Below are 14,525 nucleotides of genomic sequence, written 5' to 3'. Positions count from 1 at the left end.
CTAATCCTCTCCAATACTCATTTCATATTCTTTCAATGCATTTCTATCAATTTGGCCTTCTTCAATCAGCTGCTTCAAGCTGGAGGCCATGGTCTGCATGCCTAGATGACGGCTTGTCTGCAGTACCGATTTGATCTGGTAAATCTTCTCTTGCCGGATCAGGTTGGCTACGGCCGGGGTATTCACCAGTATTTCCAATGCCATAGCTCTTCCGCTGCCGTCCATTCGGGGGATCAAGCGTTGAGATAATACTCCGATCAATACGGAAGCCAATTGGATGCGAATCTGACGCTGCTGCTCCGTCGGGAATACGTCGATGATCCGGTCTACGGTTTGCGGAGCATCCGGGGTATGGAGCGTTCCCAGAACCAAGTGACCGGTCTCCGCAGCAGTAATCGCAATCCGGATCGTCTCCAGGTCCCGAAGCTCCCCTACCAGCACGACGTCCGGGTCCTGACGAAGGGCCGCCCGCAATCCGTTGGAGAAAGATAGTGTATCAATGCCGACCTCCCTCTGCGCCACTAGACACAGCTTGCTGGGATGCAGATACTCGATGGGATCCTCCAGGGTAATGATATGCTTCTGCTGGGTCCGGTTAATATAGTCGATGACCCCGGCTAGTGTCGTGGATTTACCGCTACCTGTCGGACCGGTTACTAATATCAGTCCTTGCTGCTTCATAGCGAACTCGCGAACAACAGGGGGAAGATTCAGTCTTTCCAGATTGGGCACGTTCGTAGAGAGGACACGGAACGCCATGTTGATGTGCCTCTTCTGCTTAAATACATTGGCCCTGTACCGGCAAAGATCCGGAAGAGCAAAGGAGAAGTCGACCTCCCCCTTCTTCTGCAATTCCTCCCACTGCTTCTCACTTAATACTTCCTTGGCCATCCGCATGGTATCCTCCGGTCCCAGTACATGATGGACCGCCTTGACTAACTTTCCATGCAGCCGCATAAGTGGCTCTGTTCCGCTGTTGATATGCAAGTCGGATGCATTGGAGGTATAGGCCAGCTTAAGCAGATGCTTCACTGATATCGTCTGATTGTCGATTGGAGGTGCTTCCATATGTGATCCTCCTAATAAATCGGATTACTTCGTCCCTCAACCGCGCTTGCGTCAATGGGAATCGGATTCTTAAAGTACCGCTTTAAACCCGAGGCATAATATGCGGTCATAGATAAACTGCTATTAAGCTCCTGTTTCGCTGCATTAAGTTTTACCGGAGGAGAAATTGTAGTGTTAAAGGTAACCTTATCCACTTGGATTAAGCGTTGAGTTGACTGAATTTCCTCCAACAATCTGTAGATCTGTTTGTAATCGCCCTTTACAGTTTGGTTGATCTGGATCGGAGAGGCTAACAATACGGATTTATCTGCCGACTGTCCTGTTTTGGGTGCGTTGGGATCGGACTGGGCCGAAGCCGTATCGAAGGAATACCCTACTTCGAACTTTACCCCTGATACAGTCTCCAACATTCTCATATCGCGAATTAACCCCTCGACATTCGGCTCTTCCGGTATGGCCCTCCGAAGCTGTGCAAGCTTGACCGCTTCTGGTGGAGTCGCTTCTCTCGATTGGGTCATCTGCTGCTGAAGGGAAGCCAACTCATGCTTTTTCTGGTTCAACGTACTCCGTTGCGAATCCCGCTCCTTTAATACGGGAGAGAGGAAATTAAGATAAAGTACAACAGGGATTAGTAACAAGACAATGCTGATAAACAGCAGATTTTTTCGATTCGATAGAATGGACATTTACGCTCCGCCTCCTTTCGGCGGCTCTTTCAATTTAAGTTCGAATGAAACCTGTATAGGGGCCAGTGGCGGATTGCCTGAGTTATCCTTACCATCTGCAACCTTGGTTAACCCCGCCATGGATACCAATTGAAAGTCTTTTGAGGCATTCACCGCTTGGGTGAAAGAGATGACACTTTCTGTGGAAGAGAACAACGCCGTAAGCTTGACGCTCGATGTACTTTCCAATGCTAATGAACTGATGTTGGCGTCTTTAGGCATATACTTCGAGAGTTTATCCAAGACTGTAGTCATCGCTGGCTTGTTAGCCTTTAGAGCAGTGGGGATTGCAATGAAATCTGCAGCTGTGGCTGGTGCCGTCTGGGCCAGCTGTGTCTTCATCGCCTCAATTTGTTTGTCGGTCGCTGCGATGTCCTGTGTCAACTGCTTCGTCTCAGACTTGGCAGAGTACCATACACCACCTAGTGAAATAGTACCCAAGAGAATAGCCCCGATTAGGAGAATCGGAACAATCTTGCTTGGCTTTTTCTCGGCCTTCGGCATCATCTGCAGCAGATTGATTTCTATAGGCTCGTAGTTGTGGGATGCTAGGCTCACTAGGTCATGCTCCTTTCATGGCCAATCCGATGGGAACGGCATAAGATTTGTATCGGGTATCCTGGCTCCGCAACACCGATTCCAAGGGTAAGTTGATAATCTCACCATCGAACGAATTCCTTAATTGCTCTGCCAAGGTGGCCGTCAGTTCATGATCACCGACGAGAAACATCTGCTTGACATCTTGCTGTTGCAGGGAAACCGAATATTTGTAATAGTTCAGAACCCTCCCGAGTTCCATGGAAAGATTCCGCCCATATGCTTCATTCGCTTCAGTACCCGTTTCCAAAATGAAGCCACTGTTCATGGAGTGGGACCGCATAAAGACCGGTATCCCTTCTGCGAAGATGCTGAAGTCGGCATAATCCGCTTCCGCATGGACGATCATGAAGGAATCCGACACGGTTAGTCCGGTAAGCTTACGGTTGGCCGCCAACAACCGGAACAGTGCAAGGGACGATAGTTCAACAGCTTGGGGCACCATACCCGCCTGGAATACAACATTGCTGTAGCTCTCCACCATGTCAATAGGTGTGGCGAAGATCAGGACCTCTTCCTGGTTCTTGGAACCCTTGCCTTTCTCTGCAGTGGCAGCAGCTTCGTTCTGGGGCGCACCCAACCGGATGTAGTCGAACACGGGGTTCTTGAACGGAATCTGACTTCCGCTGTGAAGCTCCACATCGATCATGTTACGGAGCTCTTTATCTTTTAAAGACGGAAAAACCGATTTGCGCAGGACCACATTGGCGGTAGGCACGGTCAGGTTCACACTTGCACCTGCTAGTCCGTATTGACGTGCCGCCTCCCCGAGTCGTGATACAACCGATTCCTCGTCGATTATTTTCCCATTTCGGATCGTTCCCTCCGGGAGGGAGATGGTTTGCAGTTGGTGGATATCCACACCACGAGAACTCATTGTTGCTTCAATCAGCTTCACTTGCTTGTCCATAATATGCATGCCGATGCAGGTGCTGCTTCGCTTTAACTTAAACAATCGGTCAAGCCCGAACATAAGAGTGCTCCTCTCGGTAGGCATAAGGTGAACCCCCTACACCGCCCTTAGGCAGTGTAGGGGAACTGTATTAGCTTAGAGGTTGGTATGTGCAGTTGTTTGGTTCGGTTCGTCAATCAGACTTTCTTCAGTATCATTAAAGTAAGGAGTGGTAGGTGCACCAGTACCGCCAGGCATGATGTAAACCCAATATTTATAGACATCAGATGTAATAGAGCCAGATGTAGTGCTTGTGCGAGTTACAATTACATAAGAAGAAGCGGGATTGTATGTAGTACCTTTACGATACGGATCTTTGATTTCACTCAAATAACCACTATCAATCAATTCTTGCAAAGTGATTTTCCGTGTTTGTCCGCCAGTTCCGGGGGAGGTAATGTTGGCATGTGTTGCTGTTTCATCAGCACCAATTCCGGAAACCCCTCTCGACGCGATTGCCAGACGTGCTGCATCTACCACCGTATGAGCATTCGCTCTTTGGGAGCTGCGCTCCGAGTTGCGGATGATTGCGGAGATAGACGGAATCGCGATTGCTGCGATGATCGCCAAGATGACGATAACAGCAAGCAACTCGATCAGAGTCATACCTTTTTCATCCTTGTGAAGCTTCTTAAATCCTTTTTGTGTAAAATGACGAAACTGCGTAGTTACTAATTCCATTGAATAAAATCCTCCCTTTGATTTGTTTTAGTTTTTTGCTTTTGATATCAAGTAGTTATCATTCCGTGCTCGATTCTGTTTATATCACCTCCCCACAAGATCTCCCGCGTTCATTTCAAGAAGGTTTCATACATCTTGAACATGGGAGACATAATGGCTGCTACGATAATCCCCACGACACTTGAAACCATAAGCAGCATCAGGGGCTCGATGACAGCCTTTAATCTATCTACACTCTGTTCCACATCGGCTTCATAGAAATCGGCAATCTTCATCAGCATCTTATCAACTTGGCCGGTTTCCTCCCCGATGTACAGCATTTGCAGAACTAACTTTGGAAAATGTCCGCTGGTCGTAAATGGTTCGCTAAGAGGTTTCCCCTGGGACAAACTATCTCTTGCGTCTCTGAGCACCTTGGCCAAGACCCGGTTACCCACCACTTTCTCTGTGACCTCAAGCGCTTGCAGTACCGGCACGGCACTGACGAACAAGGAAGACATGGTTCGAGTTAAGCGTGCGATAGCTGCTTTTTTGAGTACGATACCGAATACCGGTATTTTAAATTTTGCCTTATCGATTAGGAATTGGACCTGCTCATCTCTTGAGAACACGATCTTATAGGCCAGGCCAGAACCAATTACCACAAGAAGAAACACCCACCAATAGGAAGTAACAATGTCACTTGCCTTCATAACAAATTGGGTAATCCATGGAAGCTCGGCGCCTTGCTCCTGGAACATGTTCGCAAAGGTGGGGACGATCTTGATGAGAAGGAAGATGACGACCGCTATGGCAATAATGATGATAATGATCGGATACGTCATGGCCGACTTAACTTTCTGGATCGTCTTGTGCTCCTTCTCGTAGTGATCGGCCATCCGCTCCAGCACTTCGTCCATATTGCCGCCGGCCTCCGCCGACTCTACCATGTTCACGAACATATCCGGGAAGACCCGCTGATGCTCGCCCATGGCCTTGGAGAGCTGGTGGCCGTTCAGGACCTGGGAGTGGACATCATTCAGCGCTTTCTTCAAACTCTTCGATACCGTCTGATCCTCCAGGATCCCGACGGCCTGGTCGATCTGAATGCCGGAGCGGATCAAGGTGGCGAACTGGCGGCAGAAGATGACGAAGTCCTCCAGCTTGACGGCACGTCCGATGCTGATCTGTTTGTCCATCAGCGTGTCCGCTTTTTCCGAGATGCTCCGGATCATGTATCCCTTCGCGCGAAGCTCCGAGATTGCTTGTGACTTGCTGGCGGAGTTGTAGACGCCTTTCAGCTTCTTGCCTGTCTCATTTACCGCCTCGTATGCATAATTCGGCATGCCGCCCTGTTCCCTCCTGAACTCCTAAGCTTAATCATCGGAGACGGCCTTCAGCACCTCGTCCGTTGTGGTCTGCCCGCTCTTCACCTTCAGCAGACCGTCGTAGATCATCCGCTTGTAGCCGGTTTCCCGCAGATGGGCCTCCAGCTCGTTCACCGGACGATTCTGCACGATCAGCCGGCGGAGGGGCTCGTCGATGACCAGCACCTCATGGACAGCCAGCCGGCCGCTGTAGCCGGTCTTGTTGCAGGTGCCGCATCCGCGACCACGGGTAACCATGACCCGATGCTCATGAACCGTTTCCTTCCGGAAGAAGCCCATGGTGCCGGTTCCCACCAGCTTCTGCGGCTCTTCCACCAGACCGTGGGCCTCCAGCAGCCTGGCTTCGTCCTCCCGGGCCGGAACCACCTCCGCGCATTCCTTGCATACCCGGCGTACCAGACGCTGGGCCACGACGCAGGAGAGCGAGGAGCCGATCAGGTAAGGGTCAATGCCCATATCGATCAAACGGCTGATGGTGCTGACAGCACTGTTGGTATGGATCGTGGAGAGAACCAAGTGGCCTGTTAAGGAAGCCCGGACGGCGATCTCTGCCGTTTCTGTATCCCGAATCTCACCGACCATGACGATGTTCGGGTCTTGACGCAGGATGGACCGGAGTCCGGAGGCGAAGGTTAAACCCACCTGGGAGTTAACCTGCACCTGCGTGACACCCTGCATCCGATACTCTACCGGATCTTCTACTGTAATGATCTTCACATCATCGGTATTGAGCTGCCCCAGAGCCGAATAGAGAGTCGACGTCTTACCGCTTCCCGTCGGACCCGTGATCAGCACGATGCCGTGTGGCCGCTGGATCATTTTCTCGAAGCCGCTCAGGTTATGCTCGCTGAAGCCCAGATCCGCCACCCGCTTGATGCCGGCCGACTGGTCCAGGATCCGGAGCACCACGCTCTCCCCGTTCACCGTAGGCAGGGTGGATACCCGGATGTCGATCTTCTTATTGTCCAGCTGCATCTGAATGCGTCCGTCCTGCGGCAGCCGGCGCTCCGCAATGTTCAGCTTGGCGATGATCTTCATCCGTGCGGTCAGCACGCCCTGCATGTGCTTGGGCAGCGACTTCTCCGTCCGAAGGACCCCGTCGATCCGGTACTTCACCACCACCTGCTTCTCCTGCGGATCGATGTGGATATCGCTGGCCTTCTGCTGAACGGCGGATTGGATGATCTGGTTCACCAGCTTGACGATGGGAGAGCCTTGATCCTGCGCTTCCTGCTCCTCATCCTTGCCGTCCAGCTTGGACAGGTCTTCCATGAGCTCGTCCAGCGATTCCTTCATCCCGTAGTTTCGGGTGATGGCCTGCTCGACCTCGCTCCGGATGGCGATCAAGGGCTGTACGCTCATGCCGGTAGCCAACCGGATCTCCTCGATCGCATCATAGTTCAGAGGGTCTGCCATCGCCACCTTGATCTTGCCGTTCTTCTTATCAATAGGAATGACGCAATGCTTGCGGGCCAGCGCTTCCGGGATCAGCTGGACCGTTGCTACATCCAGCGCGGTCTCGAACATGTTGACCACCGGAAAACCAAGCTGGAACTCCAGAACCTCTACCAGCTGCCGCTCTGTGATCAACCCTTTGTCGATCAGAATCTCGCCCAACTTTTTCTTGGTATGCACTTGTTGTTTCAGGACTTGTTCCAGATGTTCCTCGGTGATGAGGCCATTCATGACCAACAGCTCGCCAATTCTCATGATTCGCCCTCCTTGCTTCTCTTCCTGAAATCCGGTCTTACTTCGTTCCCGCTGCAGCCTTCAGTTCTTCCGGCGTAGGCGGCCGGCTGTACTCAACGGGCTGTGTGGCATAGTAATCTTTATAGAGAAGCGTCTTCGGCTCTTTGTCTTTACCCAGCTTGTACACCTTCACCAGCTGTCCGTCCTTGCCGTCCTTGCGTTTAACCTCTCCGCCACCGGTGAGCTGGTAATCCACCATCAGGATCCGCTCGGGGGCGAAGGTTTCCTTGGTCACATCCAGCCCGGGGGCCGCCCATCCTTTGACAGGAGTACCGGACCAATGTAGAATCGGTAGCGAACCGTTGAAGGTTATGCCGGCTTGCACCTCATTCTCGAACGGATTCAGCAAGGTCAGATCCTTGCGGTCCGGCTCGTAGGCAACATCGAATCCGGGATTCGCATAAGCAGGAAGCTCCTTGTGCAGGTACCGCTCTCCAGCCTCCATACCGGACCGGATGGCCGCTTCGTACATCAGGCTTGCGAGCTGGGACAAATCCTGTTCAACCAGATCCACCTTCTTGTCCTTCACAATCTGCTTCACCCATTCATTCATAGAGAAGCGCTGCCCTGCTGCGATCTTAACCTCTTGAACCGCCTGGTTCCAGAACTCGAAGGTACCACCAGGGGCTGCGGCGCTCTGAGCTTGTCCCAAGATTTGAGTCTTCCCAGCTGCGGCGGATGCGGCCTGTGGGGTAGCCGCCGGCTTCGCGGATGGCGCTTGTGCTGGAGTCGAGGGGCTGGCCGATTGTTGACCGGCTGCCGCTTCGGCCTTCGGTGCTGCGGTAGGTGCCGCAGCGGTGGATTTCTGCTGCCACCAATGATCCGGATAAGCTTCCTCCGGCAAGTTGACGATACCGGCCTTACCCAGACCGAGAACTGCAAGGCCGCAGCAGACGACCACTCCCAACCCAATGGCGGTGGTCTTCCATGGACCGCCCTTCCGCTTCTGTCTCATGTGTTCGAAGTCCTTTCATCCATCAATTCTCGACAACTATTGGCTAAATCTGTCTTCCTTGGACAATCATAGTCGCCCGACCAAGCGATTGAAAATAATGCAGGATCATTAAGCCGAAATACTTAATTCACCCGTTGTACTACATATGCATTACGGCATGCGAACAATGGCAATTCCGCTTAGGACTTCGGACATAAAAAAACCATCCTCACCCGCAAAGGGGAGGATGGAATGCACGACTTTCATATGGCCCCAAGTACCCTTAGTATCAGGGAAGCCTTGGAATTGACTCTCATTTTCCCGTTTATCCTGGCTATATAGACCCGGACCGTGTTCTCGCTGATGCCTACCACCTTGCCGATCTGCTTGTAATCGTAGTCCAGCAGCCAGTACATGGCCACCTCCTTTTCCCTTGCGGTCAAGGGAAAGGTCCTTAAGCGCTCCTCCAGCATCTCCTCCACGAACCAGTTCTTGCTCTGCATCTCCGCCTTCTTCAGCTCTTGCTCCAGCTTGAAAGCGATGGATTCAATACAAGGGTACACCAGCAGAGCCGGCACCTCGTAGTAAGAGGATAAGGCCACATAAGCGGCAATATGATTCTCCGTATTCCGGACCGGCACACAGAGGCTTGTCCAATCATGGAAGGTCTGCAGGAAGTGATCCGGGCCGCATAAGCAAACCGGACGCTGCAGTTCGATAGAGGCAGCAATCGCATTCGTCCCCGCACTGGAGAAGGACATGGACGACCCGATGCCGATGTTGTTGATCCGCTCCACATTGTCCAAGGAGGCTTCATCCCCGCTCATGAACATGATCACGCCGTTTGCATCCGTTACCATGAACATGTAGGGGAAATAGAAGGAATTAAAGACGAGATTGCCCTCCTTGTGGACAATATTCATCAACAATTGGTTCTTGAGCAGAAGGCGCTCCAGCATCTTGCCCTGAATCCGGAAGCGGATCCGCATGGTGTCCCGTTGGACACCGTTAAGCAGCGACTTCTCGTGAAACCGTACTAGTTCCTCATGATTGACGCCTATTGCTTTGTGAAAAGTGTCTGATTGGACTTCACTTGCGAATACGCCCATGTACTCAACTCTCTTATTGGTGGATTTGTTCTCTTGCCCATTAATATTCACTATCCATAATACATTAGACAATAATACATATGCATTATGCAGAAACGACTATCTTTCGGCAAATAGTGTCAGAATACATGGCATTCCTCCATTTATTAACAAAGAAGTTATACGAATATTTCGACATGTAAGCGCTTCCTCCTACCATGTCACAAAATGTTCATGATTCCCCTTCTTTCCAGCTTCGTTAAAAATGTCACAATAAATCCATATTTTGCCCATCGGAAAGGATGGGTGACTTTTTTTTGTCCGGTATGGTAGTATGGGTATTGGAATGACATATTGAAGGAACAGGTGAACCTTACGAATGGCGAAACCCATCTTCCGGTTGATGACCGAGCTTTCCTCCCGCAAGAGCATATCCAGGATTACCGGTGCATTCGCCAAATCCAAAGCAAGCCGCCGGCTGATTCCCTGGTTTGCCAAGACCTACGGCATTCCCGTACAGGACGCGGAGAAGCAGGTTCGGGACTATCAATCCTTGAATGAATTTTTCACCCGCCGGCTAAAGCCGGGACTGCGCCCCATCGACCAGGGCACCGACGTCTTGGTCAGTCCGGTCGACTCCCTGATTACCGGATTCGGCCGCATCCAAGAAGGCCTGATGCTGCAGGTCAAGGGTCAGGACTATACGGTGGAGGAGCTGCTGAACCAGTCTCCCCGGACCGTCAGCTATAAGAACGGATTCTTCATGGTGCTGTACCTGAGTCCGACGGATTATCACCGGATCCACTCTCCCGTGGCCGGACGAATTCTTGAGAAGGAGCATATCCCGGGCCGCGTGTATCCGGTGAATGACTTCGGCTTGCTTCATATGAAGCGGGTCCTGTCCCGCAACGAGCGCCTCGTCACCTATGTCCAGCACGAATACGGCGAATTGGCCGTCGTGAAGGTCGGGGCTATGAATGTGAGCAGCATTCAATATGTCTCTCCTCTTCCGGACCAGCTGGAGCGGGGCGGGGATCTGGCCTACTTCGAGTTCGGGTCGACCGTTGTGCTGCTGTTCGAGAGCGGCACCTTCGATCCGCTGCCGGGCGTTGGCTTGGGAAGCAAGATCAAGATGGGGCAGGCCTTGGGTCTTCTCCACACCAAATCCGAATAACAGGTTTTTCCCGACCACGGATAAACCGGTTCCACCCAGGGATTGGGAGGGGCCGGTTTACATCTATTTGCTTCATCGTTATCGAAAGGAGAGGTTCTTGTGTCCAGCTCTGCCCCACCGTTACAGGCGAAGCCGCTGCCGGGGTCCCGCGGGGCTCCGTCCGCCGAAAAGGCTACCCTATACGGTATATTATTCACCATCAGTCTCGTCCATCTGCTGAATGACTCCATGCAGTCCGTCTTCCAAGCGATCCTGCCCATTCTAGAAGAAGACATGAACTTATCCTACCTTCAGGTCGGCTTCATCATCTTCGGCTTGAACGTCACATCATCCATCATGCAACCGGTTGTCGGTCTGTATACGGACAAAAAGCCGTCGCCGTTTCTTCTGCCCCTCGGCATGGTCTCCAGCTTCTTCGGGATGCTGACCCTGGCATTCGCCAGCTCTTATTGGATGGTTATCCTGGCCGTGGTTATGGTCGGCCTAGGCTCTGCCGTCTTCCATCCGGAGGGCTCCCGGGTCTCCAATATGGCTGCAGGCTCCCGCCGGGGGCTGGCCCAGTCTATCTTCCAGGTCGGAGGCAATGCGGGCCAGGCTCTTGGCCCCATCATGACAGCCCTGATCTTCGTCTCCATGCGCCAATTCGGCGCCATCTGGTTCACGCTGGTCGCCGGTCTGGCTATCGCAGTGCAATGGATGGTGGCCCACTGGTATAAAGAATACCTGATCCGCAATCCCCGTACCGCCCGCAGCGGAACAGCCGCCGTCTTCACACCCGAGCGGAAGCGACGGATCCGCAATGCCCTGATTCTGCTGGTGGTGCTGGTGTTCGCCCGCTCCTGGTACGGTGCCTGCATCTCGAACTTCTACCAGTTCTACTTGAAGGATACGCTTGGCGTCAGCATCCGGGACGCCCAATATTACATCTTCTGCTTCGGCGCGGCAGGAGCTCTCGGCACCTTCTGCGGCGGCCCCTTGGGGGACCGGTTCGGACGGAAGAACATACTCTTCTTCTCCATGCTGGGATCCGCCCCCTTCGCGCTGCTGCTGCCCTACACGAATACGTTCTGGGCTTATCCGCTGCTGTTCGTCCTGGGCTTCATCCTGCTGTCCAGCTTTTCGGTCACCGTGGTCTATGCACAGGAGCTGGTCCCGGGCAAGATCGGAACGGTCTCCGGCCTCATCACCGGCCTGGCCTTCGGCATGGGGGCGCTGGGCTCCGTCGCTCTGGGAGCCATGGCCGACTGGACCGGCATCACCTTCGTGATGCAGATCTGCTCCTTCCTTCCGCTGCTGGGTCTGTTGACCGTCATGCTTCCGGCCGACCGGCTCATCCGGAAGTGGTCGGAGGAGCAGCCCGCCTAACCAGAACAACCGCCAACTTCAAGGCCCTCCGGGCTTCGAGTTGGCGGTTTTTTTTGTGCGCCGAGACATTCACCCATTCGGGCCTTCGCCCATATACATAAGGCATATCACGGTAAACAAGAAGGGACGGATTCCCATGTACAGATCTTTTCCGACCCCCTGGTCCTACAACGGGGGAATACCCGCCACGGTGGAGCAGAAGGCCAAACGTTTGACCGGGCAGCCGGTCGGCATCAGCCTGAAGAACGGTAAGGGCGTCTCCGGCGTCATCTGCAGCGTGGATGCTACCCAGGTGTATGTGCTGCAATATTTGTACGCGTTCCAATTCGCCACATTCCACTACGAATTCCAGGAGATTCAGGATATCCTGCCGTTTCCCCCGTGTCAATAAGACGGGCAGCAGAAGCCAAAAAAGAGCGGGCCTCCTCATGAAGGAGCCCGCTCTTGCATTTACCGGATGCCGGACGGGCTCTTGCCCGTATGCCGCTTGAACTGCCGGCTGAAGAAGAAGACGTCCCGGTACCCGAGCACGTCCGCAACCTCGGTGACGGTCATGCCGCCGTACCGCAGCAGATGCTCGGCCCGTTCGATCCGGGAGCGAATGATGTACGATTGGACGGATTGTCCGATCATGGCTCTGAACTTGGTGCTGAAATATTTGGGCGACAGGTTGGCCCTTGCCGCCAGATCCTCCAGGCGGTGATGCTTCCCGGCGTTCAGCCGGATATAGTTGGCCACCTCGCGGATGGCCTCCGTCAGCTGCACGCTCTCGCCCCCGCCGGACGGCTCCTCGGACCGGTCCTCCCGCAGGAGGCGGATCATGAGCTGCTTCAGGACCAGCCGGGCCTCCTCCTCCGCACCGAAGGTCATCTCCACGAGGAAGAGCCGCACGTAGCTGGACAGAAGCCGCTCGAATTCCACCGTGTCCCGGATGATGCGGTAACGCTCCGGCACCATATCCGGCTGACGTTCCAGATCGAAGTGGATGTAGGTTAACGTCAGCGGCTTCTGCGGATTGTGCGTGGCGTAAGTATCGTCCCCCGGCCGGAAGAGGAAGCAGCTTCCGCGGCCCACGGGGTATGTGGCCCCGTTCAGGAACACTTCTCCTTCTCCGCTCCAGACGTAGAAGAGGTCATAGTTGGGCAGCTTCTGCTCCCGCCGCTGCCACTTCCAAGCCGGCTCGCACAGAATCTTCGCGAAGGACGGCTTCAAGATATAATGCTCCGGTGACACATTCAGCATGGGTCTCCTCCTTCTTGACCATTTTGCCGCGCGCTTCGGATGAAACGCCAGGCCTGCTCCATCCTTCGTACGCCTTCATCGATGTCCTCCTCCGTCAGATGGGAGAAGCCGAAGCAGGCCGACGGGCGGCCCTCCCCTTCGAAGTAGCCATCGGTCTCGGACCAGAACACGCCGTCCGCTCGGCAGGCGTCTCCGAACCGGCGCCACAGCTCCGGAGGGCCCTTCCAATAGGCGAAAAGGTAGAGTCCGCAGTCTGTAGGCACCGGCTCCCAGCAATCCGCCAGCACTTGCTCCAGGCCAGCCTTCAGCCGTTGGAACCGGGGCCCATAGGTCCGCTTCATGCGGCGCAGATGCCGTTCGTAATGTCCGCTCTGCATGAAGCGGGCCAGCGCCCGCTGCTCCAGAAGGGCCGTCGGATGCGGCTCGTACAGCTGCTTGGCCTTCACGAAGGGCTCTACCAGCGCCTCCGGCAGGAGGGCGTAGCCGATCCGGTGCCCGGGCGGCAGCGTCTTCGTGAACGTGCCGATGTAGGCGACCGAGCCGGTGCGGTCCAAGGCCTTAAGCGGCTCCAGCGGACGGCCCCGGTGGCGGAACTCGCTGTCGTAGTCGTCCTCGACGAGAAGCGCCCCGGCCTCGGACGCCCATTCCAGCAGCGCCAGCCGGTCCGCCAGAGGCATGACGGCCCCGGTCGGGAACTGCCGGCCCGGGGTGACGAAGACAAGCCTTGCCCCCGATGCCCGGACGGCCGGCACGAGACCCGGGCCCGGAGGCACGGGCATGAACCGCCCGCCTTGGACGGCGATGGCTCTTCGGACCCCGCTGTAGCCGGGGTGTTCCGCCGCCACCGCGTCAGAGGGGTTCACCAGAAGCTGGCAGAAGAGAGCGATCGCCTGCATGGACCCGTTGACGATGACGAGGTGCTCCGGAGCGGCGGCCAATCCCCGGGTCCGGCTCAGATGGGCCGCCACCGCTTCCCGCAGCCCCCGATAGCCGGCGGACTGGAACCATTCCCGGCCGTAGCCGGGGGCCAGCTCCCGGACACCGGCGTAGAGCATCCGGTTCCACGCTTCGAACGGGAACGGCTCCAGATCCGGGATGCCGATCTCGAAGCGGATGTCGCCTCCGGGATGAGCAGAGCGGGGTCCGCCTGCGGAGAAGGTCCTGAGCGGGAGCCGGTCTACCCGGGCACCCCAGTCCGAGAGCCGGAACCGGTGCCTACCCTCTGCTGCATCCTCCGGGGAGCGGGTATGGCCTGCGCCGTAGACGACGCGGGTCCCCCGGCCTACCTCGGAGAGCACGTAGCCTTCGGCGCCCAAGGTCTCGTAGACCGCATTGACGGTGCCCCGGGACAAGCCGTATAGTGCGGCCAGCTCCCGGCTGGAGGGCAGCGGCGCTCCCGCTGGCAGCCGTCCCTCTGTCACCGCATCCTTTAGGGCGTGGTACAAGGCTTCCCCCTTCAGACGGTAGCGGATCCGGTAAGTCTCATAGGGCAGGATGAAGTCCATGGCGCACCTCCCTGTCGGATGTCCGTTCGACTTGCACAATTGGTATAATAATTTCAATCTAAACCGCGTCCTGCGGAT

At 54.9% G+C, this 14,525-nt stretch carries 14 protein-coding genes; 3 read left to right on the top strand and 11 right to left on the bottom strand.

Annotated elements, in window-relative coordinates:
• The 9 genes from ACSEXW_RS21125 to ACSEXW_RS21085 all read right to left on the bottom strand — a co-directional run bounded on the left by ACSEXW_RS21125 (nucleotide 1) and on the right by ACSEXW_RS21085 (nucleotide 9,182).
• Nucleotides 1–1,068, bottom strand: coding sequence for a type IV pilus twitching motility protein PilT (locus tag ACSEXW_RS21125; RefSeq protein WP_438448160.1), 1,068 nt, complete (start codon nucleotides 1,066–1,068; stop codon nucleotides 1–3).
• Nucleotides 1,069–1,079: 11 nt separating this feature from the next.
• A complete protein-coding gene (locus tag ACSEXW_RS21120; protein ID WP_438448159.1) occupies nucleotides 1,080–1,754 on the bottom strand; it encodes a type 4a pilus biogenesis protein PilO in 675 nt (224 codons plus the stop codon).
• Nucleotides 1,755–2,351 (bottom strand): PilN domain-containing protein, encoded by a 597-nt coding sequence (locus ACSEXW_RS21115; protein WP_438448158.1) that lies wholly within the window; start codon nucleotides 2,349–2,351, stop codon nucleotides 1,755–1,757.
• 4 nt (nucleotides 2,352–2,355) lie between these two features.
• Nucleotides 2,356–3,363 carry a type IV pilus biogenesis protein PilM gene (gene pilM, locus ACSEXW_RS21110; RefSeq protein ID WP_438448157.1) on the bottom strand — a complete coding sequence of 336 codons (1,008 nt, stop codon included), beginning with the start codon at nucleotides 3,361–3,363 and terminating at the stop codon, nucleotides 2,356–2,358.
• A gap of 75 nt (nucleotides 3,364–3,438) precedes the next feature.
• Nucleotides 3,439–4,023, bottom strand: coding sequence for a prepilin-type N-terminal cleavage/methylation domain-containing protein (locus ACSEXW_RS21105; RefSeq protein WP_438448156.1), 585 nt, complete (start codon nucleotides 4,021–4,023; stop codon nucleotides 3,439–3,441).
• Between the two features lie 110 nt (nucleotides 4,024–4,133).
• A complete protein-coding gene (locus ACSEXW_RS21100; protein WP_438448155.1) occupies nucleotides 4,134–5,348 on the bottom strand; it encodes a type II secretion system F family protein in 1,215 nt (404 codons plus the stop codon).
• Between the two features lie 30 nt (nucleotides 5,349–5,378).
• Complete coding sequence (locus ACSEXW_RS21095) at nucleotides 5,379–7,100, bottom strand: GspE/PulE family protein (protein ID WP_438448154.1); 1,722 nt, start codon at nucleotides 7,098–7,100, stop codon at nucleotides 5,379–5,381.
• Nucleotides 7,101–7,137: 37 nt separating this feature from the next.
• Nucleotides 7,138–8,094, bottom strand: coding sequence for a VanW family protein (locus ACSEXW_RS21090; protein ID WP_438448153.1), 957 nt, complete (start codon nucleotides 8,092–8,094; stop codon nucleotides 7,138–7,140).
• Nucleotides 8,095–8,336: 242 nt separating this feature from the next.
• Nucleotides 8,337–9,182, bottom strand: a complete 846-nt coding sequence (locus ACSEXW_RS21085) for a helix-turn-helix transcriptional regulator (protein ID WP_438448152.1) — start codon at nucleotides 9,180–9,182, stop codon at nucleotides 8,337–8,339.
• 358 nt (nucleotides 9,183–9,540) lie between these two features.
• On the opposite strand from ACSEXW_RS21085, the gene asd reads away from it, so the two are divergent.
• From asd to ACSEXW_RS21070, 3 genes are all read left to right on the top strand, one after another.
• Nucleotides 9,541–10,335, top strand: coding sequence for an archaetidylserine decarboxylase (gene asd, locus ACSEXW_RS21080; protein ID WP_438448151.1), 795 nt, complete (start codon nucleotides 9,541–9,543; stop codon nucleotides 10,333–10,335).
• A gap of 99 nt (nucleotides 10,336–10,434) precedes the next feature.
• A complete protein-coding gene (locus ACSEXW_RS21075; RefSeq protein WP_438448150.1) occupies nucleotides 10,435–11,700 on the top strand; it encodes an MFS transporter in 1,266 nt (421 codons plus the stop codon).
• A 136-nt stretch (nucleotides 11,701–11,836) separates the two neighbouring features.
• Complete coding sequence (locus ACSEXW_RS21070) at nucleotides 11,837–12,091, top strand: LSm family protein (protein WP_438448149.1); 255 nt, start codon at nucleotides 11,837–11,839, stop codon at nucleotides 12,089–12,091.
• Nucleotides 12,092–12,150: 59 nt separating this feature from the next.
• Here ACSEXW_RS21070 and ACSEXW_RS21065 read toward each other — a convergent pair whose 3' ends face one another.
• Nucleotides 12,151–12,942 carry a helix-turn-helix domain-containing protein gene (locus tag ACSEXW_RS21065; RefSeq protein ID WP_438448148.1) on the bottom strand — a complete coding sequence of 264 codons (792 nt, stop codon included), beginning with the start codon at nucleotides 12,940–12,942 and terminating at the stop codon, nucleotides 12,151–12,153.
• Nucleotides 12,936–14,447 carry a MocR-like pyridoxine biosynthesis transcription factor PdxR gene (gene pdxR, locus ACSEXW_RS21060; RefSeq protein WP_438448147.1) on the bottom strand — a complete coding sequence of 504 codons (1,512 nt, stop codon included), beginning with the start codon at nucleotides 14,445–14,447 and terminating at the stop codon, nucleotides 12,936–12,938. Before pdxR ends, ACSEXW_RS21065 begins: the two co-directional genes overlap by 7 nt.
• Between the last annotated feature and the right edge of the window lie 78 nt (nucleotides 14,448–14,525).

This window comes from Oryzibacillus soli (genome assembly GCF_051594765.1).
Lineage (GTDB): Bacteria > Bacillota > Bacilli > Paenibacillales > NBRC-103111 > Paenibacillus_AR.
Note: the sequence above shows the minus strand (reverse complement) of the source record. Positions and strands in the feature narration are given on the sequence as shown.

Excerpts from the sequence above, each read along its gene's own strand:
- pilM (WP_438448157.1), bottom strand. The coding sequence starts at position 3,363 with ATGTTCGGGCTTGACCGATTGTTTAAGTTAAAGCGAAGCAGCACCTGC.
- asd (WP_438448151.1), top strand. The coding sequence starts at position 9,541 with ATGGCGAAACCCATCTTCCGGTTGATGACCGAGCTTTCCTCCCGCAAG.
- ACSEXW_RS21065 (WP_438448148.1), bottom strand. The coding sequence starts at position 12,942 with ATGCTGAATGTGTCACCGGAGCATTATATCTTGAAGCCGTCCTTCGCG.
- ACSEXW_RS21125 (WP_438448160.1), bottom strand. The coding sequence starts at position 1,068 with ATGGAAGCACCTCCAATCGACAATCAGACGATATCAGTGAAGCATCTG.
- ACSEXW_RS21120 (WP_438448159.1), bottom strand. The coding sequence starts at position 1,754 with ATGTCCATTCTATCGAATCGAAAAAATCTGCTGTTTATCAGCATTGTC.
- ACSEXW_RS21085 (WP_438448152.1), bottom strand. The coding sequence starts at position 9,182 with ATGGGCGTATTCGCAAGTGAAGTCCAATCAGACACTTTTCACAAAGCA.
- pdxR (WP_438448147.1), bottom strand. The coding sequence starts at position 14,447 with ATGGACTTCATCCTGCCCTATGAGACTTACCGGATCCGCTACCGTCTG.
- ACSEXW_RS21105 (WP_438448156.1), bottom strand. The coding sequence starts at position 4,023 with ATGGAATTAGTAACTACGCAGTTTCGTCATTTTACACAAAAAGGATTT.
- ACSEXW_RS21100 (WP_438448155.1), bottom strand. The coding sequence starts at position 5,348 with ATGCCGAATTATGCATACGAGGCGGTAAATGAGACAGGCAAGAAGCTG.
- ACSEXW_RS21095 (WP_438448154.1), bottom strand. The coding sequence starts at position 7,100 with ATGAGAATTGGCGAGCTGTTGGTCATGAATGGCCTCATCACCGAGGAA.
- ACSEXW_RS21070 (WP_438448149.1), top strand. The coding sequence starts at position 11,837 with ATGTACAGATCTTTTCCGACCCCCTGGTCCTACAACGGGGGAATACCC.
- ACSEXW_RS21090 (WP_438448153.1), bottom strand. The coding sequence starts at position 8,094 with ATGAGACAGAAGCGGAAGGGCGGTCCATGGAAGACCACCGCCATTGGG.